This window comes from Ferrovibrio sp., from assembly GCF_036381655.1.
Classification (GTDB): Bacteria; Pseudomonadota; Alphaproteobacteria; order Ferrovibrionales; family Ferrovibrionaceae; genus Ferrovibrio.
Genome location: NZ_DASVCJ010000057.1, coordinates 96,317 through 118,238, shown reverse-complemented (window position 1 = coordinate 118,238; position 21,922 = coordinate 96,317). Strand labels below are relative to the sequence as shown.

The following is a 21,922-nucleotide window of genomic DNA, read 5'->3' as shown; positions in this document are numbered from 1 at the left end:
AACCGCATCGAGCGCTTCTTCTGCCGCCTCAAGCAGTTCCGAGCCATCGCCACCCGCTACGACAAACGAGCCGACCATTTCGCAGCAGCCACAAAGCTCGCCGCCGCCATCCTCTCATACAATTGACGACACACCCTAGGCTGGCGCGGAACCATCGACGGCATCGCGGTTTCACTCCTTCCGTATGCTTTGCAACGGAATGGGGTTTGTCATGGCGACCGCAGAACAGCAGCGCGATCCGTATTACCACACCAAGTATGTCCAGCGCCGGCTGAACGAGCTGGTCGGCGAATTGCGCGAGGAACTGCGCATGGTCGACGAGCCGCAGTTCAAGGCCATGTTCGAAACCACGGCCGAGGTGCTGGGCGGGCTGAGCCGGGCCTTTGGCGATTACGAGCGCCGCAACGAGGCGGCCTGGCGGGGCTGAGCGGGCCCTGGCGGCACTAAGCGGGCAAGGGCGGGATTCACCGCCAGCAGGCCTGGTTTACGGTTGACAGGCATGGGGCCCGCCGGTAAGGTCCGCCCGCTTTTCCGCCGGGCGGGTTTCATCTGCGCCCGGCATTCTGTTTCTATAAGGTCAGGTGCCATGAAGGTCGTAAATTCGCTCAAGTCGGCTAAGGGCCGCCATCGTGATTGCCGCGTGATCCGCCGCAAGGGCCGGGTTTACGTGATCAACAAGACCAACCCGCGCTTCAAGGCGCGCCAGGGTTAATCCCTAGCAAACCAGGGTTTTCGTAACGGCCCGGCTGGCTTCCAGCCGGGCCGTCGTCGTTTCTGGAGCCGCTTCTGTGGGTTGACTTCCGGTCGGCGGCGGGCGAATTTGTCAGGCAAGCTGACAAGTGATGATGTCTGATATCGCAAACCATCCCCTGACGCGTCCCGCCGGACTGGGCGATGCCCTGGCCGGCCGGCTGGCCGCGGCGATTCGGGCCGGCGAATTCCGCCCCGGCGCCCGGCTGCCGACCGAAAAGCAGCTCGTCGAACGCTACAATGTCAGCCGCGCCATCGTCCGCGAGGCGATTGCCCGCTTGAAAGTGGACGGTTTCGTCGAGACGCGGCAGGGCGCGGGGGCCTTCGTCGCGGCGCGGCCGGGCTTGGCCAACTTCCGCATCGGCAGTGGCGGCGGCGCGGTGCCGGCGGCCGACCTGCCGCATATTTTCGAGCTGCGCGCCGTCATCGAAGCCGGCATGGCGGAATTGGCGGCACGGCGGCGCAGCGACGCGGACCTTGCGGCGATCCGCGCCGCCTTTGCGGCGATGGAGCAGGCGATCGCCGCCAGGACCGACGGCGCCGGCGCCGATGACCGCTTTCATGCCGCTATCGCGGCGGCGGCGCATAATCCGTATCTGGCGCAGTTCGCCGCCTATCTGGCGCAGCATTTCTCGGCCAGCCGCGCCGTAACCTGGATGCCGTCCGCGGTGGATGCCGGCAGCGCTCTGGCCGCCCAGGAGGAACACCGGCAATTGCTGGACGCGATCGCCGCCGGCGATGCCGGAGCTGCCGCGCAGGCGGCCCGCAACCATATCGCCCGGGCCGCCGCCCGCCATGCGGCCGCCCGCGAGGACTAGAGTGAGGAAACGCTCATGCTGATGCCGGCACCGGAAAAGGAGATCATCGCCCAGCGCCTCGAGCTGATCGCCGCCCTGCGGCAGATCGTGCCGGGCGAGGGCGTAATCGCCGACGAGACCAGCCTGCGCGCCTTCGAATGCGACGGGCTGACCGCCTATCGCCAGTTGCCGCTGGTGGCGGTGCTGCCCAGCGATACGCAACAGGTCGCGGCCGTGCTCAAGCTGTGCAACGAGCGCGGCGTCAAGGTCGTGCCGCGCGGCGCCGGCACATCCTTGTCGGGCGGCGCGCTGCCGCTGGCCGATGGCGTGCTGCTCGGCCTGGGCAAGTTCAACCGCGTGCTGGAGATCGACTGGGACAACCGCTGCGCAATCGTGCAACCCGGCGTGACCAATCTGGGCATCACCCGCGCGGTCGAGCATCGCGGCTTCTACTACGCGCCGGATCCCTCCAGCCAGATCGCCTGCACCATCGGCGGCAACGTGGCGGAGAATTCCGGGGGCGTGCATTGCCTGAAATACGGGCTGACCACCAACAACATCCTCGGCGTCGAGATGGTGCTGATGAACGGCGATATCGTTCGCCTGGGCGGCAAGCATCTCGACAGCGAGGGCTACGATCTGCTCGGGCTGATCTGTGGCTCGGAGGGGCTGCTCGGCGTGATCACCGAGGTGACCGTGCGCATCCTGCCCAAGCCGGCGACGCAGCGCGCCGTGCTGGCCGGCTTTCCGTCATCCGAGGCGGCCGGCGATTGCGTGGCGAAGGTGATCGGCGCCGGCATCATCCCGGGCGGCATGGAGATGATGGACCGTCCGGCGATCCACGCGGCGGAGGATTTCGTCCATGCCGGCTATCCGCTCGACGTCGAAGCCCTTCTGATCATCGAACTGGACGGGCCGCCCGCGGAAGTCGATCACCTGCTGGCGCGGGTGAAGGCGATTGCCGAATCCTGCGGCTCGGTCAGTTGCCGCATCTCGCAGGACGAGGACGAGCGCCTGAACTTCTGGGCCGGCCGCAAGGCGGCATTCCCGGCGGTGGGGCGCATTTCGCCGGATTACCTCTGCATGGACGGCACCATTCCGCGCAAGAAGCTGCCGGAGGTGCTGACCCGCATGAGCGACCTGTCGGAGAAATACGGCCTGCGCGTCGCCAATGTCTTCCATGCCGGCGACGGCAACCTGCATCCGCTGATCCTTTACGACGCCAACAACCCGGGCGAATTGGAACGCGCGGAATCTTTCGGCGCCGATATCCTGAGGCTCTGCGTCGAAGTCGGCGGCGTGCTGACCGGCGAGCATGGTGTCGGCGTGGAAAAGCGCGACCTGATGCCGGCGATGTTCAGCGCTGACGACCTGGCGCAGCAGGAGCGCGTCAAATGCGCCTTCGATCCCAACCATCGCCTCAACCCGGGCAAGGTATTCCCGCAACTGCATCGCTGCGCCGAAATAGGCAAGATGCATGTGCAGCACGGAAAGCTCGCCTTCCCCGATCTGCCGAGGTTCTGAGCGATGGCGCTGCGATCAGTCACAAACGTCGCCGCCCGCGGGCGAAGCCCGAGGGTCCATTCCGACCATCGGCCTGGCCCGCGGCCAGACCCGCGAGCACAGGCGTGACGATGCAAGGAATGCGACATGGCTGAAACCTTCATCCCCGCCGGCATGAGCGATGTGGTCGATGTCGTCCGTTGGGCGGCGGCCGAAGCGAAGCCGCTCGAGCTGCATGGCCATCGCACCAAGAGCCAGTTCGGCCGCGCCACGCAGAATGCCTATGCGCTCGATCTCAGCCGCCTGCAGGGCGTGCTGGATTACGAACCCGCCGAACTGATCCTGACGCTGCGGCCCGGCAGTCTGGTAAGCGATGTCGAAAAGCTGCTCACCGCGCAGAATCAGATGCTCGCCTTCGAGCCGCCCGATCTTGGTCCGCTGTGGGGCGGTCCGGCCAATCGCGGCACCATCGGCGGCGCCATCGGCTGCAACCTCGCCGGCCCGCGCCGGTTCAAGGCCGGCGCCATGCGCGATCATCTGCTCGGCTTCGTTGCCGTCTCGGGCCGCGGCGAAATCTTCAAGGCCGGCGGCAAGGTGGTGAAGAATGTCACCGGCTACGACCTGCCCAAACTGATCTGCGGCTCGTTCGGTACGCTGGCGGCGCTCACCGAAGTCACCGTGAAGGTGCTGCCCGCGCCGGAAAAGACGCGCACCGTGCTGGTTTTCGGCCTGGATGCGGCCAGGGCGGCCGAGGCGATGGCGGCAGCCGCCAAATCGCCGCATGAAGTCAGCGGCCTGGCGCATCTGCCGCCCGCCATCGCGGCGCGTTCGGGCGTCGGCTATGTCGCCGGCGCCGGCCGGAGCGTCACCGCCATCCGCATCGAAGGCACGGATGTTTCGGTGAAGGCGCGCTGCGGGGCTCTGCGCGAGTTGCTGAAATCCTTCGGGCCGCTGGAGGAATTGCATTCGATGAATTCCGCCTGGCTGTGGCGGGAGATTCGCGACGTCAGCTACTTCGTGCTGCCGCAGGATCGCGTGCTGTGGCGCATCTCCACCGCACCGATGGCCGGGCCAGCCGTGGTGGCCGGTATCATCGCCGCACGGCCCGATGCGGAAGCCTTTTACGATTGGGCCGGCGGGCTGGTCTGGCTCAGCCTTGCGCCGAGCGCGGACGCCGATGCGGCGAAGGTGCGGGCAGCGCTCGCCCAGCATGGCGGCCATGCCACCTTGGTCCGCGCCGACGCCGCGATCCGCGCCGCCGTGCCGGTCTTTCAGCCGCAGCCGGAAGCGCTTGCCGCGTTGTCGCGCCGCGTCAAAGAGAGTTTCGATCCGATGGATATTCTCAATTCCGGCCGGGTGACGCCGGCCATGGTGGCGGCCTGAGCCCATGCAGACCAACTTCACCCTCACGCAGCTTGCCGATCCGGCGATCCAGTCGTCGAACGATATCCTGCGCAAATGCGTGCATTGCGGCTTCTGCACCGCGACCTGTCCGACCTATGTCCTGCTGGGCGACGAGCGCGACTCTCCGCGCGGCCGCATCTATCTGATCAAGCAGATGCTGGAGAGCGGCCAGCCGGCGAGCGAGGAGGTGGTGCGGCATGTCGATCGCTGCCTCTCCTGCCTGTCCTGCATGACCACCTGTCCGAGCAGCGTGCACTACATGCATCTGGTCGATTATGCGCGCGCCTATATCGAAGAGACCTATCGCCGGCCCGTGCTGGATCGGCTGCTGCGGGCGCTTCTGGCGCGGCTCATTCCCAATCCCAGGCTGTTCCGCCTCAGCCTGCGCGGCGCGCAGCTGGCGCGGCCGTTCCGTTTCCTGTTGCCGGGCCGGCTGAAGGCCATGGTCGCCCTGGCACCCAGGGCATTGCCGCCGATCTCACCGATGGACCGGCCGCAGGTCTTTGCGGCTCAGGGCGCCCGCACGATGCGCGTCGCGCTGCTGACCGGCTGCGCCCAGCGCGTGCTCGATCCGAAGATCAATGAAGCGACGATCCGGCTGCTGACACGGCATGGCTGCGAGGTCGTCGTGGCCGAAGGCGCCGGCTGCTGCGGATCACTCACCCATCATATGGGCCGCGAGCACGACGCGCTCAGCCAGGCGAAGGCCAATATCGCCGCCTGGCACCGCGAATATGAAGGCGCCGGTCTGGATGCGATCGTAATCAACGCCTCGGGCTGTGGCACGACCGTGAAGGATTACGGCTTCATGCTGCCCAGCGATCCGGACTGGTCCGGGCGGGCGGCGATCGTCGCCGGCCTGGCCAAGGATGTCACGGAAGTGCTGCAGGGGCTCGACCTGAAACCGGCCGGCACCGCCGGCAAGCTCACCGTGGCATATCACAGCGCCTGCTCGATGCAGCATGGCCAGAAGATCACGACGCTGCCCAAGCGGCTGCTGGCCCAGGTCGGCTTTGCCGTGCGCGACATTCCGGAGGGGCATCTTTGCTGCGGCTCGGCCGGCACATACAACATGCTGCAGCCTGAACTCGCCAATCAACTCCGCGACCGCAAGGTGAAGAATGTCGCCAGCACCGGCGCGGATGTCCTCGCGGCGGGCAATATCGGCTGCCTGGTGCAGATCGCCAACGGCATGGCCGCCGCGCGCGGCAAACCGCTGCCGGTTCTGCATACCGTCGAATTGCTGGATTGGGCGACGGGCGGGCCGAAGCCGGCTGCGCTGGCCTGAACGGCCGCCTTACGAACCAAAGCCGGCGTATTACCGCTTCGGCGCCTTTTGCCGCTTGGCCTGCATGATGGCGTCAGCCTTGTCGCGGCACTTTTGCTCGGCGTCCATGCGCTGCTGATTGGTCATGGTTTGCCCAGGCTTGAGCTGGCTGCGCATTTCCTTGACGCAGGCGTCGACGATCGCCGCCCGTTCCTTGTCCTGATCCTGCTGTTGGGGGGCAGGCTGGGCCGAGGCGGTGCCGATCAGGCCGGCGAAGAGGATGACGAGAAGAGGCACGTAACCGGACATTCTACAATCCATGACCATGGATAGTGGTTATGCGGCCATTGTTCCGGCTGCTGAAAGTTAATTTCCGGTCACGGTCAGGGTGGAAGCCCCCAGCCGCAGGCGAATCTCCTCGACAAGGGCCTGGGTTGCGGCTTCGCACATGCGGAAAACAGCCTCGAAATCCTTGCGGCCGCCGTAATACGGATCGGGTACCTCGCGGCCGAAATGCGGGGCGAATTCGAGGTAGAGCCGCAGCCGGTCGCGAAACTCCGGCGGACAAAGCCGCCGCAGGATGGCGAGATGGCCGCTATCCATCGCCAGAATCAGGTCGAAACGCGGGAAATCGCCCGGCGCAATCCGGCGTGCCCGCAGGGCGGAAAGATCCACGCCGTTAGCCCTGGCGATAGCGATGCTGCGCTCGTCGGGCGGTTCGCCGACATGATAGCCATGCGTTCCCGCCGAATCGACGAATACCCGGTCCTCCAGTCCTTGCTGGCGGATGGCATGCCGCAGCAGGCCGTCGGCGGTGGGCGAACGGCAGATATTGCCGGTGCAGACCATCAGAACGGAAAAAGCCGGCTTGGAAAGAGGACTGGAAGGGGGGCCGGCAAGAGGGGCGGAAGGAGGGAAAGTCGTCATAGGTGCAGGGAAGCACTGGCTGCCTGGCCGCGCAAGTCTCCCCCTATCGCCCGCACCGGAAGCCGGCCTAGAGTAATGGCCATGACGACGACCGACGACGAAACCGCGCTGCTGCAGGCCAACACCGCCTTCTACAATGCCTTCGTCACGCATGATTTCGATGCCATGGCCAATCTCTGGGCCAAGGCGGCGCCGATCTGCTGCATCCATCCCGGCTGGCCGCCATTGATCGGCCGCGAGGCGGTGCTGGAAGGCTGGCGCCGCATTCTCAACAATCCGGCCCAGCCGTCGATCCAGATGCTGGCGCCGCGCGTTACGCTCTGGGGCGATGTCGCGCTGGTACTCTGTTTCGAACGGGTCGAGGACCAATATCTGATTGCCAGCAATCTGTTCGTCCGCGAGGGCAAGGGCTGGAAGCTCGCGCATCACCAGGCCGGTCCGGTCGCGGCCCCGCCGCCCGGGGAAGAAGGCGAAGATGAGCCCGAGCCCGATATCGGCGGCGACGACCTGACGCCGTCGGGCACGATCCACTAGGCGGCTTTCACCAGCGTTTCGATCCGTGCCCCGGCGCCGGCTTCGCGCGCCAGCCGGGTTTTCAGGAAATCCAGCCTGGGCCGCAGGGCGTCGTCGAATTGCCAGGGCGGATTGACGATGATCAGGCCGCTGCCATTCATCTGCCGGCTTTCCCGGGCCGGCCGCACGGTGAGTTCGACGGCGATGGTCGCCGCGGCGATCGGCGCGGCGAGTTCGCGCTTCCAGCGATCGGTTTCGCGCTGATCCTTGATGGGATACCAGATCGCCAGCAGGCCGGTGGCCCAGCGCCTGTGCATGGCCTGCACCGTTCTGGTCAGGGTGGCGAATTCATTCTCGTCCTCGAAAGCCGGATCGATCAGCGCCAGGCCGCGGCGCGGCATCGGCGGGGTGAGCGCCCGCAGGGCCTCGAAGCCGTCCCGGTGATGGATGCTGACGCGCGGATCGCGCCCCAGATTGTGTTTCAGCGTCTGCACATCCTCGGGATGCAGTTCGCAAAGCGTCAGGCGGTCTTCGGTCCGCAGGCTGCGCTGCAGCAGCCATGGCGAACCCGGATAGCGGCGCAGCCCGGCGCCGGTGTCATCCAGTTCGGGGTTGAGTGCGCGCAGGGCCGCCAGGTAATCCGGCAGGATGCGGCGGGCGGCCGGATCGCTCAGCACCGCGCCGACGCCCAGGCGATACTCGCCGCCGCGCTGGGCCTCGGCCGAGGCGAGGTCGTAAAGGCCGATTCCGGCATGGCTGTCGAGCAGATGCAGCGGCGCCGCCTTGCGGTGCAGGGCGGCGACAAGATCCAGCAGCACGACATGCTTGAGCACATCGCCGAAATTGCCGGCGTGGAAGGCGTGACGGTAATTCACAATGACGGACTCACAGGATGTTGAGCGCCATTATAGCCGAGGGCGTCATCCAGGTCATGCAAGCGGCATGGAAATACGCTAGAGCAGAGGAATGCTCGACCCGCTGATGCGCCGCCTGATCGATCCGCCGCTGAACGGCCTGGCCCGGCGGCTCGACCGCGCGCCATTCGGAGCCGATGCGGTCAGCCTGGCCGGTTTCGGGTCGGGCCTCGCCGCCGCGGCGACTTTGGCGCTGGGGCAGGCCCATCTCGGCCTGGCGCTGTTTCTGTGCAACCGTGCCGCCGACGGGCTGGACGGCGCTCTGGCACGCCAGCGCGGCGCCACCGACCGGGGCGGCTATATCGATATCGTGCTCGACTTCATCATTTACGGCCTGATGGCGCTGGGCTTCGCCATCCGCGATCCGGCCATGGCCGCTCTGCCGGCAGCCTTCCTGCTGGCGAGCTTCATGGGCACGGGATCGAGCTTCCTGGCCTATGCGATCCTGGCCGGCAAGCATGGCCGCAGCACCGCATTGCGCGGTGCCAAGAGCTTCTATCACCTCGGCGGCCTGACCGAGGGGACCGAGACGATCATCTTCTTCCTGCTTTGCCTGGCGGAGCCGGGCTGGTTCCCGCTGCTCGCGTGGATTTTCGGGGCGCTGTGCTGGTTGACGACGCTGGGCCGCGTGATCGCCGGCTGGCGGGATTTTTCCTGAGCGTCTTCTTAAGCGCTCTTCAGCTTCTTCAGTTCGGCTTCGACGGCACTGATCACCTTCGAATCGGTCGGCTTGATGCGGCTGGGAAAGACTTCGGCGATGCTGCCGTCGCCCGCGATCAGGTATTTGTGAAAATTCCATTTCGGCAGGGCGTCTTCGCCCAGTTCGCTGGCGATCCAGCGGTAGAGCGGATGGGCATTCCTGCCGATCACCGTCTGCTTCGCGGTCAGCGGGAAATCGACATCGAAATTGACCGTGCAGAATTCCTTGATCTGTTCGGCCGAGCCGGGCTCCTGGTTGCCGAAGTCGTTCGACGGCACGCCCAGGACCACCAGCCCCTTGCCGCGGTAATCCGTCCACAGCTTTTCCAGGTCGGTATATTGCGGGGTGAAGCCGCATTGCGAGGCGGTGTTGACCAGCAGCACGGCCTTGCCCTTGAACTGCCGCATCGGCAGGGGCTGTCCGTCGATCGACGTGAAATCGAAGTCATGCGCGCTCATGCCGGTCCTCGTTTTTGCGGCCAAAGAAGGGGTCATCGGGAGGGCGGCGAATAGGCCTGCCAAGATCAGGACGTCGCGTCGATCCCATAGCGACCTGGGCAACATCGATTCACCCTCCGTTAAGGCTGTACGGCTTAACTATAGCGTCGCCCTTTCGCCTGACCAGATGGAACCGCATCGGCTCGATGGGTCGATAGGAGGCCGTCGCCATGATCACCCTGCCCGGAATGCTCACCTTTGCCGCGCTTGCCCTGGTCGCCCTGGTCGGCGGCGTCAGCCTGACGCGCTTGGTGCCCGGCCTGGCCGAGCAGCATCCCGCCATCGTGGCGCTGACTCTGCTCATGCTGTTCTGGGCGATCCGCGAGCGGCTGGTGCGCTATTCCACGCAGCGGCGCCTGCTGGCCGAGATCGACGAGCTTTCGGACGAACTGGCGATGGCGCGCGGCGAGGCGCCGGCAGCCGTTGCCGCTGCCGAAAAAGCCGAGCCGCGGCTTGCCGTGGCCGCCGCGCCCGAGCCGGCCGATGACGGTACGCTGCTGGAGGCCGTACGGGATGCGCTGAACAACAATCGCGTCGAGTTGCACGTGCAGCCGATGGTCAGCCTGCCGCAGCGGCGCATCCGCTATTTCGAGATGCTGGCCCGGCCGCGGGATGCGCTCGGCAAGCAATACGCCGCCGCTGAATGCCTGGAGGCGCTGGACGCCGCCGGCCTGCGCGCCGAATTCGATGCGCTGATGCTGCTGCGCTCGGTGCAACTCGTGCGCAAGCTCGAGCATCGCGCCCGCGATGCCGGCTTCTTCCTCAATCTGACGCCGGCCATGCTGGCGCGGCTCGAGACCTTCACGCCGCTTTATGACTTTCTCGAACGCGAAGGCGAGCGCGCCGGCAATATCGTGCTGGAATTCGCCTATGACGGCATCAGCCAGCTCGACCGCGGCGGGATGTACCGCCTCAGCCGCCTCGCGGCGCTGGGCTATGCGCTTTCGGTGGATGGCGTCGACCGCCTCGACCTCGATTTCGCCGGCCTTGCCAAGGCCGGCGTGCGCTTCGCCAAATTCGACGCGCAACTGCTGCTCGATCCGGCGGCGATGGCACGGTCGCCGATCGATCCCGCCGATCTGCGCGAGGCCTGCACGCGGCACGGCATCACGCCGGTGCTGGCCAAGGTGGAGAGCGAAGCCGATCTGGTGCAGCTTGCCGATCTCGATTTCCCGCTCGGCCAGGGCATGCTGTTCGGGGTGCCGAAGCTCGCCAAGGCCGCCTAATCCGGCAGAGGCTGGTGCTGGCTAACGCGCCGCCAGCAATGCATCGGCAAGCTCGACGAATCCCGCGCCGCCTTCGCCAGTGGCGACGAAAGCGGGCGGGGTGGCGATGCGGTCGAGGAACGGCCGCACATTGGCGACACCGACGCTGTACGGGAAGAACCCGAACATCGGCGCATCGTTCGGACTGTCGCCGGCAAACACAATTTGGTCACGCGCCCGGTCCAGGTCCACGCCATAGCTTTCCTTGAAGAGGACGCGCGTCATCGACAGCTTGTCCCAGTCGCCGAACCAGCCATTGACATGAATCGAGCTGACTTTCGCCGTCGCGCCGGCCGCTTCGAACAGCGCCACGATCCGATCGACCGCCTCGCGTGGCAGCGGCGGCACATCTTCGCAGAAATCGATCGCCAGATCGCATTCCCGATATTGCTGGTCGGAAGCCAGCGCCGTGCCGGGCACCGCGCGCAGGATGGTCTCGGCCAAAGTGGCGAGCTTTTCGCGCGCCGCGCGCCGTTCGGCATCCGACAGGAAGAAGCGCCGCTGCATCACCTTGGCCGTACGGTCATAGCGCATGAAGAGCGCGCCGTTCTCGCCGACGATGGCATCGACTGGCCAGAAGCGTGCGATCAGATCGCACCAGCCGGCCGGCCGGCCGGTGATCGGAATGACGCGCAGGCCGGCCGATTCGAGGCGTTCCAGCGCTGCGTATGCTGCGGCGGTCAGCCGGCCATGCGTGGTCAGCGTGTCGTCGATATCGGTCAGCACATACCGGATGCCCCGGCGGATGGCGGCAGGAAATTCTGGTAATGGGCGGATTTCGGCCATGGATCGGATGGTGTGGCGCTTGCCGGGTGTGAGGGTGGCCCGTATAGTCACCGCGCCTCGTTTCGACGTCAACCAGCGTCGCCGACCGACTCGCAGCAAGGAACCGACAATGACCTATCAGGCCCTGCATGGCTATTATCTCGAAGACCTGTCGGTCGGCATGTCCGAGGTGTATTCGAAGACGGTTACCGAGGCGGATATCCAGGCTTTCGCCGAATTGTCGGGCGACACCAATCCGGTGCATCTCGACGAGCATTTCGCCGCCGGCTCGCCGTTCAAGGGCCGCATCGCCCATGGCATGCTCGGCGCTAGCCTGCTCAGCACCGTCTTCGGCACCAAGCTGCCGGGGCCGGGCTGTATCTACGTTTCGCAGGACCTGCGCTTCAAGGCGCCGGTGCGCATCGGCGACACCGTGATCGCCAAGGTCAGCATCGTCGAAATCATCGCCGAAAAGCGCCGCGTGAAATTCGCCTGCGAATGCCGGGTCGGCGATACCGTGGTGATCGACGGCGAAGCCACGCTGATGGTCAGCCGCCGGGCCAAGTGACGGATCGGATCGGGAGAGTGGAGCAAAGCGATGCGCCTGCTGCGCTCCAGTGCAAGTTTCCCGCCATCCTTGCGTGGCGCCGTCGCCGCCATCGGTAACTTCGACGGCGTCCATCTCGGTCACCGCGCCCTGATCGCCGCCGCCAAGGCCGAAGCCGATGCCAAGGCCAGACCGCTGGCGGTGATGACGTTCGAGCCGCATCCGCGCCGCTTCTTCGTGCCGCAATCGCCGCCGTTCCGCCTGGATGCGCTAGACACCAAGACGCGCATTCTGGGCGAGCTCGGCGCCGGCGTGGTGCTGGCATTGCCGTTCGATTCGGAGCTGGCCAGGCAATCGCCGCAGGAATTCGTCGACCATATCCTGGCGCGCGATCTGGGCTTGAGCCATGTCGTCGTCGGGTACGATTTCACCTTCGGCAAAGGCCGGGCCGGCGATACCGCGATGCTGCGCGAACTGGGCAAAAGCCACGGCATCGGCACAACCGTCGTCGCGGCGCAGGGCGATGGCGAGGTCTTTTCGTCCAGCCGGGTGCGGCAGGCGCTCGAGGCCGGCAATATAGCCGAGGCCAATCGCCTGCTGGCGCGGCCCTGGGAAATAATCGGCATTGTCGAACATGGCGACAAGCGCGGCCGCGAGCTGGGCTATCCCACCGCCAATGTCGGCCTGTCGGATTTTCAGATCCCCAAATTCGGCATTTACGCCGTGCGCTGCGTGATCGACGGCGAGCGCCGCGACGGTGTGGCCAGCTTCGGCATCCGCCCGACCTTCGATCAGACCGATGTGAAGCTGGAAGTCTATCTGTTCGACTTTGCCGGCGATCTCTATGGCCGCTCCATGCGCGTCGAATTCCATGCCTTCATCCGGCCCGAGGAAAAGTTCGACGATGTCGAGGCGTTGAAGGCGAAGATCGCCGAAGATTGCGCAGCCGCCAGGCGGTTGCTGGCCTGAGCCTTTATGCCACGCCGAACTCCGCCGCCCGCGCCAGCAGGCGCTGCGCTCCCGTATAGGTCGGCTTTTCGATCAGATGGCCATCCAGGCTGGCACGGTCTTCGCCTTTGCCGCGCGCCGTCTCGAATGCTTCGACGATGCGCCGGGCCTTGGCGATCTCCTCGGCCGAGGGTGTGAGCACGGCGTTAACGACAGCCGCATGCTCCGGCCGCACGACCGCTTTGGCAGTGTAGCCAAGCTGCCGCGCCTGCCGGGTTTCGGCCGCGGCACCATCGCTGTCGCCGAAGGTATAGGGGCAGTCGATCGCCACCACGCCGGCGGCGCGGCATTCGATCAGGAAACGCTGCCGCACATAAGCAAGCTCGATGCCCTCGCGGCTGCGCACCGCGCCAAGATCGGCCACCATGTCTTCGCTTGCCACCAGGCAGGCCGTGACGCGCCGGCTCGCCTGGGCGATGGCTATGGTCCGTGTCAGCCCCAGCGCGCTTTCGATATTGGGTACGATCTCGGTGCTGCCGGCCGCCAAGCCGAGTCGTACCTCGTGTTCCGCAATCCGCCGGTCCAGCCGGACGATCTGCTCCGGGGCATCGACCTTGGGCATCATTACCAGATCGGGTGCGCCATCCATCACGGCGGCGAGGTCGGCCTCGCCATCGGGCCCGTCGAGCGGATTGATCCGCGCGGCGGCAATCCGTCCGGCCGCACGCCAGGCCGGATAGAGCGCGGCAGCGAGTGTCCGGGCGGTCGGGCGCGCGGCCGGCGGGGTGAAATCCTCCAGTTCCTGGATCAGGACATCGGCGCCGCCGGTCGGTCCGGCGGCAAGGGCAGAACGGTCGGCCCCGGGCAGAAAATGCCAGGAGCGGCGCAAGGTGACGGCTCGGCGGGAAGGTGTCATGGGTGGTCTGGTCATGGAAGCGATCCGGTTGGCTCGACAGTCAGGGACAGGGATGCTAAATCAATGCCATGCTTGGGCAATTTGCCATAGTCCCGGGCCTCCGGCCGACACGAATTAGCGGCCCGGTCCTTTCCTAAGGGCCGGGAATTCCTCACGATTTGCCATGATCCAAGCCCGAGGCCGCCCCGGCGCCAATCGGGTTCTCCCGAGTACTCCGATGAGCAAAGACTACCGCAACACCGTTTTCCTCCCGACCACCGAATTCCCGATGAAGGCGGGCCTGCCGGCAAAGGAGCCGGAGATCCTGGCCCGCTGGGAGAGGATCGGGCTGTACGAGAAGCTGCGCGCCGACTCCAAAGGCCGCGAGAAGTTCATCCTGCATGACGGCCCGCCCTATGCCAACGGCAACCTGCATCTCGGCCATGCGCTGAACAAGATCCTCAAGGATACCATCAACCGTACCCGGCAGATGATGGGCTTCGATGCCAATTATGTGCCGGGCTGGGATTGCCACGGCCTGCCGATCGAATGGAAGATCGAAGAGAAATATCGCGCCGCCGGCAAGAACAAGGACGATGTGCCGATCGACGAGTTCCGCAAGGAATGCCGCGACTTCGCCGAGCACTGGATCAATGTGCAGCGCGAGGAATTCAAGCGGCTCGGGGTGATCGGCGACTGGAAGAATCCCTACACCACCATGAGCTATGCGGCGGAAGCGCAGATCGTGCGCGAGCTGCACAAATTCCTGATGAATGGCGGGCTGTTCAAGGGCTCCAAGCCGGTGCTGTGGTCGGTCGTCGAGCGCACCGCGCTGGCGGAAGCCGAGGTGGAATACCAGGAACACACCTCGCATACCGTTTTCGCCAAATTCCCGGTGGTGAAGCCGAGCGTGCCGGCGCTCGATGGCGCCGCCATCGTGATCTGGACCACCACGCCTTGGACCTTGCCCGGCAACCGGGCCATCGCGCTGTCGGAAGAGGCGACCTATGTGCGGCTGCGCGTCGACGCCGTTGGCGAGAAATCGACGGCCAAGCCGGGCGATGAAGTCGTCATCGCGCAGGATCTGATCGCCAGCGTGATGTCGGCCTGCGCCGTGACGCAGCATACCGTGGTGGCGAGCTTCAAGGGCGCCGACTTGCTCGGCACCATCTGCGCCCATCCTCTGTGCGGCCAGGGTTACGATTTCGACGTGCCGGTGCTGCATGGCGATTTCGTCACCCTCGATGCCGGCACCGGCTTCGTGCATATCGCGCCGGGCCATGGCGCGGACGACTACAATCTCGGCATCGCCAATGGCATCGAGGTGCCGCATACGGTGGACGAGGACGGCAGCTATTTTCCGCATGTGCCCCTGTTCGCCGGCAAGCGCGTGCTCGACGATGCCGGCAAGGATGCCGACGCCAACAAGGCGGTGATTGCCGCCCTGGCGGAGGCGGGCGTTTTGTTCGGCCGCGGCCGGCTGCGGCACCAATACCCGCATTCCTGGCGTTCCAAGGCGCCGCTGATCTTCCGCAACACGCCGCAATGGTTCATCTCGATGTCGACCAACGGCCTGCGCGACAAGGCTCTGGCCGCCATCGAGGCGACCGCTTTCTATCCGCCGCAGGGTCGCAACCGGCTGTATGCCATGATCGAGCAGCGGCCCGACTGGGTGATTAGCCGCCAGCGCGCCTGGGGCGTGCCGATTGCCGTCTTCGAGCACAAGCGCACCGGCGAGATCCTGCGCGATGAAACCGTCAACGAGCGTATCGTGCAGGCCTGCCTCAAGGGCGGTGCCGATGCCTGGTTCACCGCCAAGCCGGAGCAGTTCCTCGGCGACAAATACAATCCCGATGACTGGAAGATGGTGACCGACATCCTCGATGTCTGGTTCGATTCCGGCTCGACCCATGCCTTCGTGCTGGAACAGCGGCCCGACCTGAAATGGCCGGCCTCGCTCTATCTCGAAGGCTCGGACCAGCATCGCGGCTGGTTCCATTCCTCACTGCTGGAAAGCTGCGGCACCCGCGGTCGCGCGCCTTACGATTCCGTGCTCACCCACGGCTTCATTCTCGACGAGAGGGGCCGCAAGATGTCGAAATCGCTCGGCAACTCGGTCGAGCCGCAGGACGTCATCAAGCAGTCGGGCGCCGATATCCTGCGGCTGTGGGTGGCTTCGGCCAACTACAACGAGGATCTGAGCGTCGGGCCGAAGATCATCCAGGCCCAGGTCGATGCCTATCGCCGCCTGCGCAATACGCTGCGCTATCTGCTGGGCAATCTGGCCGGATTCCAGGATTCCGAGCGCCTGCCGCAATATGAGATGCCGGAGCTGGAGCGCTGGGTGCTGCATCGCCTTGCCGAACTCGACAAGGTGGTGCGCGAAAGCTGCCAGGAATACGATTTCCACCGCATGTATGTGGCGCTCTACAATTTCTGCGCCGTCGATCTCTCCAGTTTCTATTTCGATATCCGCAAGGATGCGCTCTACTGCGACGCGCCGACCAGCATCCGCCGCCGCGCGGCGCGCACCGTGCTGGATCATCTGTTCGATTGCCTGGTCAAATGGCTGGCGCCGATCATCTGCTTCACGGCAGAAGAGGCCTGGCTGACCCGCTATCCCAGCGAAGAGGGCAGCATCCATCGCGAACTGTTTCCGATCGTGCCGGCAGAATGGCTCGATCCGGCGCTGGACGCGAAATGGGAGCGCGTGCGCCGCGTGCGCCGCGCGGTCACCGGCGCACTCGAGATCGAACGCGCCGAGAAGCGGATCGGCGCCAGCCTGCAGGCGCATCCGGTCGTCTATGCCGGCGCCGAGGATCTGGCGGCATTGTACGACCTCGATTTCGCCGAGATCTGCATCACCTCCGGGATCACCTTGCGCGAAGGCGAGGGGCCGGCGGAGGCCTTCCGCACCGAGGAGGCGAAAGGTGTCGCGGTGGTGCCGGAATTGGCCGAGGGCCATAAATGCGAGCGCTGCTGGCAGGTGCTGCCCGAGGTGGGCAGCATCGCGGGGCATGAAGACCTCTGCCGCCGCTGCAGCGATGCTCTCAGCCCGGCCGCCTGAACCGTAAGGGGGGTAGGTTGATCCGTCCGGGGCTCATCGCGGCGGTGGTGATTGTCGCTGCCGATCAGGCCAGCAAGGCCTTCTTCATGGACCTGCTGGCCTCGGCGCAGCCGCCGGTCATCACCGTTTTGCCGATCTTCAATCTGGTGCGGGTCTGGAATACGGGAGTGAGCTTTGGGCTGTTCCAGCAGGACAGCACCTTGCGGAGCTGGATTCTGATCGGCGTCGCCGTGGCGGTGCTGATCTGGCTGGGGCTCTGGCTGGCGCGGACGCGCTCGGCGCTGGTCGCCACGGCACTCGGCCTGATCATCGGCGGCGCGATCGGCAATGTGATCGACCGTGTCCGTTTTGGTGCGGTTTTCGACTTTCTCGATTTTCATGTCTTCGGCTGGCATTGGCCGGCCTTCAATCTGGCCGACAGCGCCATCGTGGTGGGGGTCGGCCTGCTTCTGCTCGACAGTTTCATGCCGCGAAAGACGTTATCGTAGCGAAATGGACAACTTCCAGTATCGCTGTTATCAGTCTTTTCGTTGTTCCCGTGTTGAAAGAATGGCAGCATTACGCCGTTTGTGATCGACCGGGGGCGATGATCCGGCGTGGTGGACGGGGGCTCTTTGCGGGTAATTGTCGATCGCCAGCATTCCTCTCCTGGACTGGCGCAGCCGGAGGCCGGGGGTGATGCAAAACATTCCGCGCCGCGCCGGTCGATCGCCATCAAGCAGGTCAAGGTCACCGTCGTCACCGCCCTGATCCTGGGCGTGATCTTCAGCCTGCTGCAGCTTCTGCTCGACATCCGCTCCGAACTGGGCCAGCGGCAGGTCACCGTCACCCAGGTCATGGACATGCTGAACGAGCCCGCCTCGGAGGCGGCTTACGCACTCGACGAGCAGCTTGCCGCGCGGGTGGTGAAGGGTCTGCTGCTCTACCGGCCAATCTGGCGGGCGGAAATCTACGACAATTACGGCCGTCGGATGGCCGCTCTGGAACAGCCGCATGACAGCGACGCGCCGGAATGGCTGAAGAGCCTTCTGCCGGTCTCGGATGAACTGCTGGTACGGCCGCTCTATGCGCAGCGCAATCACGAACTGGTCGGCGAGATGCGTGTCTCTGTCGACGGCTCGCTGTTGGCGCGCAGTATCCTGAACCGTGCGTGGGTGGTGCTTGGCACCGGGCTGGTGCGCAATTTCCTGCTCGCGCTGGTCCTGGCGGTTCTGTTCTATTTCACGCTGACGCGGCCGCTGCTGGCGTTGATCAGCCAGATCGCACAGGCCGATCCGCGCGATCCGAAGCCCGTTCCCATTACCGTGCCGGCACAGCACGGGAATGACGAATTGGGCCTGCTGGCCAGCAAGGTGAACGCGATCCTGACGGTCGGTACCGATCATCTGGCGGCGCGCAACCGCGAAGTCGAGCAGCGCGAGATATCCGAGCGGCGCTTCCGCGATTTCGCCAATGCGGCTTCCGACTGGTTCTGGGAACGTGACGCCGCGTTGAAGCTGACCCATTCCTCCTTCTCAGGCCCTTATTCTCCTTTGCTTGCCTATGAGCAGATGCTGCAGGACGAGCGGGGCTACGGCGATGCGGCCTGGGTTGCGCATCGCGAAGCCTTGGCCGCCCGGCGCGCCTTCCGCGATTTCCGCTTCCGCGTCGCCGCGCCGGATGGCTGCGACTGTTGCTACAGCATCAGCGGCGTGCCGGTCTTCGATGCCGCCGGCGACTTCCAGGGCTACCGCGGCGCCGGCAGCGACATAACCAGCCAGGTGGCGGCGGAGGCGGAAGTTGAGCGCAGCCGTGAATTGCTGAACACGGTGCTGGAGGCGATCCCGGCACCGGTCAGCGTCAAGGATACCGAAGGCCGCTATGTGCTGATCAATCACGGCCTGGCCGAAACTTTTCGCGCGCGGCCGGAGGAGATCATCGGCAAGCACATTTCCGAATTGCCGCTGGATGGCTTGGCGCCGGAATGCCACGCCGATGTCATAGCGCTCAGCAACACCCTGGAGGCCGAAGCGCTCCGCACCGGCCGGCCGTTGCTCAACCGCGAGCGTTCCTATCGTCTGGCCTCCGGCATGTTGCGCACGGTGCTGGAAAGCAAGGTGCCGCTAAAGGATGCGCAAGGCAAGATCATCGCTGTCCTGTCGATCTCGCTCGACATTTCCGAACGAAAGGTTTCCGAACAGGCGCTGGACGAGGCCAATGCGCGGCTGCGCCGGCAATCGGCCGATCTGGAGCGGCTGGCGGCGTCCTATGCGCGCGAGCGCGAGCACGCGATCGCGGCAAACCGGGCGAAGTCGGAATTCCTCGCCAATATGAGCCACGAATTGCGCACGCCGCTGAACGCCATCATCGGCTTCGCCGAGGTGATCGCGCTGCGCATGTGGGGCGACCGCTCGGAGAAGTATTTCGACTATGCCCAGGATATCGGCGTCAGCGCGCGGCATCTGCTGAATGTCATCAACGACATCCTCGATATGTCGAAAATCGAGGCGGGGCGATACGAGCTGGCGCTGGAGGCGAACCGGTTGCCCGGCCTAGTGCAGGATTGCCTCACCATCGTCAAGGGCAGGGCGCAGGAGGCGCGCTTGATGCTGGCGAATGATGTCGCGGACGATCTGCCGGCGATCCGGGTCGATGCGCGGGCGATCAAGCAGGTGCTGCTCAACCTGTTGTCCAATGCGATCAAGTTCACCCCGGCCGGCGGTCAGGTCCGCATCGGCGGCCGGCGCGACGCCGATGGCAGCATGGTCATTCAGGTCAGCGACACCGGCATCGGCATCCCGCCGGAGTTCCTGCCGCGCATCTTCGAACCCTTCTGGCAGGGCGATCCGAATATCCGCCGCGACGGGGAGGGCACCGGCCTCGGGCTGGCGATCAGCCGCAAATTCGTCGAACTGCATGGCGGCTCGCTGGTGCTCGAAAGCCGGGAGAATGCCGGCACGACGGCGACGATTCGCCTTCCCTCCGAGCTGGTCGAGGCCTCTTAAAACCCCTGTTTCACTGGCCTTTTTTGCCGCTCTGCCCGCCCTTGTGCCGAGGGGTAAGGCAAGGATAAACTCCCGCCGTCCAACACTAGCAGGAAGGACTGCCTCGCCATGAGTCGACCGTACAGGATCGGCCGACGCCACTGGATGGCCTACACGTTATTGATCGCGCCGCTGGTTCTAGGCGGCTGCGACAGCACCCGGGAAGCGCTCGGCCTTACCAAGAAATCGCCCGACGAATTCGCCGTTGCCACCCAGGCGCCGTTGGTCCTGCCGCCGGAATTCGGCCTGCGTCCGCCGGAGCCCGGCGCGCCGCGTCCGCAGGAGGTCAAGCCGCGCGACCGCGCCCAGCAGGCGCTGGGCTTGCGCAATCCGGGCGGCCGATTGACTTCCTCGGCCAATGCCCCAGCTTCTCCGCTTCCAGGCGCCTCGGCCGGCGAGATGGCCTTGCTGCAGCAGGCGCATGCGGTCAATGTCGATCCTGATATCCGCCGCAAGGTGAACAACGACTTCACCCAGCTTGCGGAGCGCGACAGCAGCTTCGTCGACCGCTTGATCTTCTGGCAGAAGCCGGAGGAGCCGGGTGTCGCGGTCGATCCGGTGAAGGAGGCCCAGCGGCTGCGCGAGAACGCGGCGATGGGCAAGGCGCCGAATGTCGGCGAGGTGCCGACGATCAAGCGCAAGGAGCGTGGCCCGCTCGAAGGCCTGTTCTGAGGCCTGTCACCCCGGGGTCTGCGCCAGGCCTGCGCCAAGTTTGCGGTGGTCGCGAAGCCGGACATCCGCCGCAAGGATGCTGGAGCGTGCTGATGCAAGTCCCTGACGGAGGTCCATTGTGCCGCGCCTGATCCGTGAACCGCTTTTCGCCGCGACACTGCTGATCCTGGGGCTGATCATCGGCTTGGGCGCCGCCACCGCGCGCGCGCAGATCTTCCATCCGACCTACTTCGTGCTCGAAAACGGGCTGCAGGTGGTGCTCATCGAGGACCATCGTGCCCCGGTCGTGCATCACATGGTCTGGTACAAGGTCGGCGCCGCCGACGAGCAGCCCGGCGTGACTGGGGTGGCGCATTATCTCGAACACCTGATGTTCAAGGGCACGCCGAGTCTGCCGGCAGGCGAATTCTCCAACCGCATCGCCCGGGTGGGCGGGCGCGAGAATGCCTTCACCACGGCCGATTACACCGCCTATTACCAGACGGTGGCGCGCGATCAGCTCGACATGGTCATGGCCATGGAAGCCGACCGCATGGTTCATCTCGAGCCGCAGCAGGCCGCGCCGGAGTTGCAGGTCGTGCTGCAGGAGCGGCTGATGCGGGTCGAGAACAATCCGGCCGCCTTGTTCGACGAGCAATACAACGCCGCGCAGTTCCTCGCTTCGCCCTATGGCCGTCCGGTGATCGGCTGGCCGCAGGAGGTCGAAAAGCTCAAGCTCGAGGATGCGATGCTGTTCTATCGCACATACTATGCGCCAAACAACGCCATCCTGGTGGTGGCCGGCGACGTCAAGCCGGCCGAGCTGCGTCGCTTGGCCGAGAAGCATTACGGCTCGCTGCCGATGCGGCCGGTGCCGCCGCGACTGCGTTCGCAGGAGCCGCCGCAGCTTGCTGCGCGCCGTTTGAGCATGGGCGATGCGCGCGTCTCCGAGCCGAGCCTTAGGCGCAGCTATCTGGCTCCAAGCCGCAGTGCCGGCGCCAGCCAGCATGCGATTCCGCTTACGGTGCTGGCGGAAATCCTCAACGGGCCGACCGGCCGGCTGCATACCAAGCTCGTTTCCGGCGATGGTCCGGCAGTTTCCGCCGGCGCCTGGTATGACGAGGAAGCCGTGCAGCAGCGCGTTTTCGCCTTCAGTGCCTCGCCCAAGCCCGGCCATAAGCTCCCGGAGGTCGAAGCTGCGCTCGACGCCGTGATCCAGTCGGTGCTGGAGGACGGCGTGAGCGATCAGGAGCTCGCCGACGCCAAGGCGGTGTTGCGCGCCCAGACGGTCTATGCCCGCGACAGCCTGTCGGGTGCGGCGCAGATATTCGGCCAGGCGCTGGCGACCGGCCTGAGCGTCGAGGATGTCGAGAACTGGCCCAAGCTGATCGACGCCGTGACCAGGGAACAGATTTCCGCCGCCGCCCATTACGTTTTCGACGAGCGCAAGTCGGTCACCGGCTATCTGCTGCCGAAGGAGCAGAGCTGA

22 protein-coding genes and 1 pseudogene are annotated in these 21,922 nt (G+C 65.5%); 17 read left to right on the top strand and 6 right to left on the bottom strand.

All coding sequences use genetic code 11. From position 1 onward, the window contains the following. From VF194_RS11630 to glcF, 7 genes and pseudogenes are all read left to right on the top strand, one after another. Window positions 1-126 (top strand): annotated as a pseudogene (locus tag VF194_RS11630) (IS5/IS1182 family transposase); the annotation flags it as partial. Between the two features lie 85 nt (window positions 127-211). After that, entirely contained in the window at window positions 212-427 is a 216-nt protein-coding gene (locus VF194_RS11625) for a hypothetical protein (protein WP_330891128.1), read from the top strand. Window positions 428-586: 159 nt separating this feature from the next. Then, window positions 587-712: a type B 50S ribosomal protein L36 gene (gene ykgO / locus VF194_RS11620; RefSeq protein WP_298725634.1), complete on the top strand. Its 126-nt coding sequence runs from the start codon at window positions 587-589 to the stop codon at window positions 710-712. A gap of 133 nt (window positions 713-845) precedes the next feature. Beyond that, window positions 846-1,568, top strand: coding sequence for a FadR/GntR family transcriptional regulator (locus VF194_RS11615; RefSeq protein ID WP_330891125.1), 723 nt, complete (start codon window positions 846-848; stop codon window positions 1,566-1,568). 15 nt (window positions 1,569-1,583) lie between these two features. Further along, complete coding sequence (locus tag VF194_RS11610; protein ID WP_330891123.1) at window positions 1,584-3,071, top strand: FAD-linked oxidase C-terminal domain-containing protein; 1,488 nt, start codon at window positions 1,584-1,586, stop codon at window positions 3,069-3,071. Between the two features lie 126 nt (window positions 3,072-3,197). After that, complete coding sequence (gene glcE, locus VF194_RS11605; protein WP_330891121.1) at window positions 3,198-4,433, top strand: glycolate oxidase subunit GlcE; 1,236 nt, start codon at window positions 3,198-3,200, stop codon at window positions 4,431-4,433. Between the two features lie 4 nt (window positions 4,434-4,437). Further along, complete coding sequence (gene glcF / locus VF194_RS11600; RefSeq protein ID WP_330891119.1) at window positions 4,438-5,742, top strand: glycolate oxidase subunit GlcF; 1,305 nt, start codon at window positions 4,438-4,440, stop codon at window positions 5,740-5,742. 30 nt (window positions 5,743-5,772) lie between these two features. Here glcF and VF194_RS11595 read toward each other — a convergent pair whose 3' ends face one another. After that, entirely contained in the window at window positions 5,773-6,030 is a 258-nt protein-coding gene (locus VF194_RS11595; RefSeq protein WP_330891117.1) for a hypothetical protein, read from the bottom strand. A gap of 57 nt (window positions 6,031-6,087) precedes the next feature. Beyond that, a complete protein-coding gene (locus tag VF194_RS11590) occupies window positions 6,088-6,570 on the bottom strand; it encodes a low molecular weight protein-tyrosine-phosphatase (RefSeq protein ID WP_330891115.1) in 483 nt (160 codons plus the stop codon). Between the two features lie 159 nt (window positions 6,571-6,729). Between VF194_RS11590 and VF194_RS11585 the strand changes: the two genes are divergently transcribed. Then, on the top strand, window positions 6,730-7,182 hold the full coding sequence (locus tag VF194_RS11585) for a nuclear transport factor 2 family protein (RefSeq protein WP_330891113.1): 453 nt from the start codon (window positions 6,730-6,732) through the stop codon (window positions 7,180-7,182). Here VF194_RS11585 and VF194_RS11580 read toward each other — a convergent pair. Then, the gene (locus VF194_RS11580; protein WP_330891111.1) at window positions 7,179-8,036 is read right to left on the bottom strand and encodes a 23S rRNA (adenine(2030)-N(6))-methyltransferase RlmJ; all 858 of its coding nucleotides are present in this window, start codon (window positions 8,034-8,036) and stop codon (window positions 7,179-7,181) included. The two genes, VF194_RS11585 and VF194_RS11580, sit on opposite strands and share 4 nt — an antisense overlap. A 91-nt stretch (window positions 8,037-8,127) precedes the next feature. Between VF194_RS11580 and VF194_RS11575 the strand changes: the two genes are divergently transcribed. Then, window positions 8,128-8,733, top strand: a complete 606-nt coding sequence (locus VF194_RS11575; RefSeq protein WP_330891109.1) for a CDP-alcohol phosphatidyltransferase family protein — start codon at window positions 8,128-8,130, stop codon at window positions 8,731-8,733. Window positions 8,734-8,741: 8 nt separating this feature from the next. On the opposite strand, the gene VF194_RS11570 is transcribed toward VF194_RS11575, so the two are convergent. After that, window positions 8,742-9,233: a glutathione peroxidase gene (locus tag VF194_RS11570; RefSeq protein WP_330891107.1), complete on the bottom strand. Its 492-nt coding sequence runs from the start codon at window positions 9,231-9,233 to the stop codon at window positions 8,742-8,744. Between the two features lie 209 nt (window positions 9,234-9,442). Between VF194_RS11570 and VF194_RS11565 the strand changes: the two genes are divergently transcribed. After that, a complete protein-coding gene (locus VF194_RS11565; RefSeq protein ID WP_330891105.1) occupies window positions 9,443-10,498 on the top strand; it encodes an EAL domain-containing protein in 1,056 nt (351 codons plus the stop codon). Window positions 10,499-10,519: 21 nt separating this feature from the next. On the opposite strand, the gene VF194_RS11560 is transcribed toward VF194_RS11565, so the two are convergent. Beyond that, window positions 10,520-11,323 carry an HAD-IIB family hydrolase gene (locus VF194_RS11560; protein ID WP_330891104.1) on the bottom strand — a complete coding sequence of 268 codons (804 nt, stop codon included), beginning with the start codon at window positions 11,321-11,323 and terminating at the stop codon, window positions 10,520-10,522. 109 nt (window positions 11,324-11,432) lie between these two features. Here VF194_RS11560 and VF194_RS11555 point away from each other — a divergent pair, with 109 nt between their 5' ends. Next, the gene (locus tag VF194_RS11555) at window positions 11,433-11,870 is read left to right on the top strand and encodes a MaoC family dehydratase (RefSeq protein ID WP_330891102.1); all 438 of its coding nucleotides are present in this window, start codon (window positions 11,433-11,435) and stop codon (window positions 11,868-11,870) included. 30 nt (window positions 11,871-11,900) lie between these two features. Next, the gene (locus VF194_RS11550) at window positions 11,901-12,818 is read left to right on the top strand and encodes a bifunctional riboflavin kinase/FAD synthetase (RefSeq protein ID WP_330891100.1); all 918 of its coding nucleotides are present in this window, start codon (window positions 11,901-11,903) and stop codon (window positions 12,816-12,818) included. A 4-nt stretch (window positions 12,819-12,822) separates the two neighbouring features. On the opposite strand, the gene VF194_RS11545 is transcribed toward VF194_RS11550, so the two are convergent. Beyond that, window positions 12,823-13,713 carry a CoA ester lyase gene (locus VF194_RS11545; RefSeq protein ID WP_330891098.1) on the bottom strand — a complete coding sequence of 297 codons (891 nt, stop codon included), beginning with the start codon at window positions 13,711-13,713 and terminating at the stop codon, window positions 12,823-12,825. 217 nt (window positions 13,714-13,930) lie between these two features. Between VF194_RS11545 and ileS the strand changes: the two genes are divergently transcribed. The 5 genes from ileS (at window position 13,931) to VF194_RS11520 (ending at window position 21,922) form a co-directional block, all read left to right on the top strand. After that, on the top strand, window positions 13,931-16,759 hold the full coding sequence (gene ileS, locus VF194_RS11540) for an isoleucine--tRNA ligase (protein WP_330891096.1): 2,829 nt from the start codon (window positions 13,931-13,933) through the stop codon (window positions 16,757-16,759). A gap of 17 nt (window positions 16,760-16,776) precedes the next feature. Continuing rightward, window positions 16,777-17,247 carry a signal peptidase II gene (gene lspA, locus VF194_RS11535; protein WP_330891094.1) on the top strand — a complete coding sequence of 157 codons (471 nt, stop codon included), beginning with the start codon at window positions 16,777-16,779 and terminating at the stop codon, window positions 17,245-17,247. Window positions 17,248-17,358: 111 nt separating this feature from the next. Next, window positions 17,359-19,743: an ATP-binding protein gene (locus VF194_RS11530; protein ID WP_330891092.1), complete on the top strand. Its 2,385-nt coding sequence runs from the start codon at window positions 17,359-17,361 to the stop codon at window positions 19,741-19,743. Window positions 19,744-19,851: 108 nt separating this feature from the next. Further along, entirely contained in the window at window positions 19,852-20,454 is a 603-nt protein-coding gene (locus VF194_RS11525) for a DUF3035 domain-containing protein (RefSeq protein WP_330891090.1), read from the top strand. A 118-nt stretch (window positions 20,455-20,572) separates the two neighbouring features. Further along, window positions 20,573-21,922, top strand: a complete 1,350-nt coding sequence (locus VF194_RS11520; RefSeq protein ID WP_330891088.1) for a pitrilysin family protein — start codon at window positions 20,573-20,575, stop codon at window positions 21,920-21,922.

Excerpts from the sequence above, each read along its gene's own strand:
- VF194_RS11575 (WP_330891109.1), top strand. The coding sequence starts at position 8,128 with ATGCTCGACCCGCTGATGCGCCGCCTGATCGATCCGCCGCTGAACGGC.
- VF194_RS11570 (WP_330891107.1), bottom strand. The coding sequence starts at position 9,233 with ATGAGCGCGCATGACTTCGATTTCACGTCGATCGACGGACAGCCCCTG.
- VF194_RS11550 (WP_330891100.1), top strand. The coding sequence starts at position 11,901 with ATGCGCCTGCTGCGCTCCAGTGCAAGTTTCCCGCCATCCTTGCGTGGC.
- VF194_RS11555 (WP_330891102.1), top strand. The coding sequence starts at position 11,433 with ATGACCTATCAGGCCCTGCATGGCTATTATCTCGAAGACCTGTCGGTC.
- VF194_RS11590 (WP_330891115.1), bottom strand. The coding sequence starts at position 6,570 with ATGGTCTGCACCGGCAATATCTGCCGTTCGCCCACCGCCGACGGCCTG.
- VF194_RS11610 (WP_330891123.1), top strand. The coding sequence starts at position 1,584 with ATGCTGATGCCGGCACCGGAAAAGGAGATCATCGCCCAGCGCCTCGAG.
- glcE (WP_330891121.1), top strand. The coding sequence starts at position 3,198 with ATGGCTGAAACCTTCATCCCCGCCGGCATGAGCGATGTGGTCGATGTC.
- glcF (WP_330891119.1), top strand. The coding sequence starts at position 4,438 with ATGCAGACCAACTTCACCCTCACGCAGCTTGCCGATCCGGCGATCCAG.
- ykgO (WP_298725634.1), top strand. The coding sequence starts at position 587 with ATGAAGGTCGTAAATTCGCTCAAGTCGGCTAAGGGCCGCCATCGTGAT.
- VF194_RS11545 (WP_330891098.1), bottom strand. The coding sequence starts at position 13,713 with ATGACACCTTCCCGCCGAGCCGTCACCTTGCGCCGCTCCTGGCATTTT.
- VF194_RS11525 (WP_330891090.1), top strand. The coding sequence starts at position 19,852 with ATGAGTCGACCGTACAGGATCGGCCGACGCCACTGGATGGCCTACACG.
- VF194_RS11560 (WP_330891104.1), bottom strand. The coding sequence starts at position 11,323 with ATGGCCGAAATCCGCCCATTACCAGAATTTCCTGCCGCCATCCGCCGG.
- VF194_RS11565 (WP_330891105.1), top strand. The coding sequence starts at position 9,443 with ATGATCACCCTGCCCGGAATGCTCACCTTTGCCGCGCTTGCCCTGGTC.
- ileS (WP_330891096.1), top strand. The coding sequence starts at position 13,931 with ATGAGCAAAGACTACCGCAACACCGTTTTCCTCCCGACCACCGAATTC.
- VF194_RS11585 (WP_330891113.1), top strand. The coding sequence starts at position 6,730 with ATGACGACGACCGACGACGAAACCGCGCTGCTGCAGGCCAACACCGCC.
- VF194_RS11615 (WP_330891125.1), top strand. The coding sequence starts at position 846 with ATGTCTGATATCGCAAACCATCCCCTGACGCGTCCCGCCGGACTGGGC.
- VF194_RS11625 (WP_330891128.1), top strand. The coding sequence starts at position 212 with ATGGCGACCGCAGAACAGCAGCGCGATCCGTATTACCACACCAAGTAT.
- VF194_RS11595 (WP_330891117.1), bottom strand. The coding sequence starts at position 6,030 with ATGTCCGGTTACGTGCCTCTTCTCGTCATCCTCTTCGCCGGCCTGATC.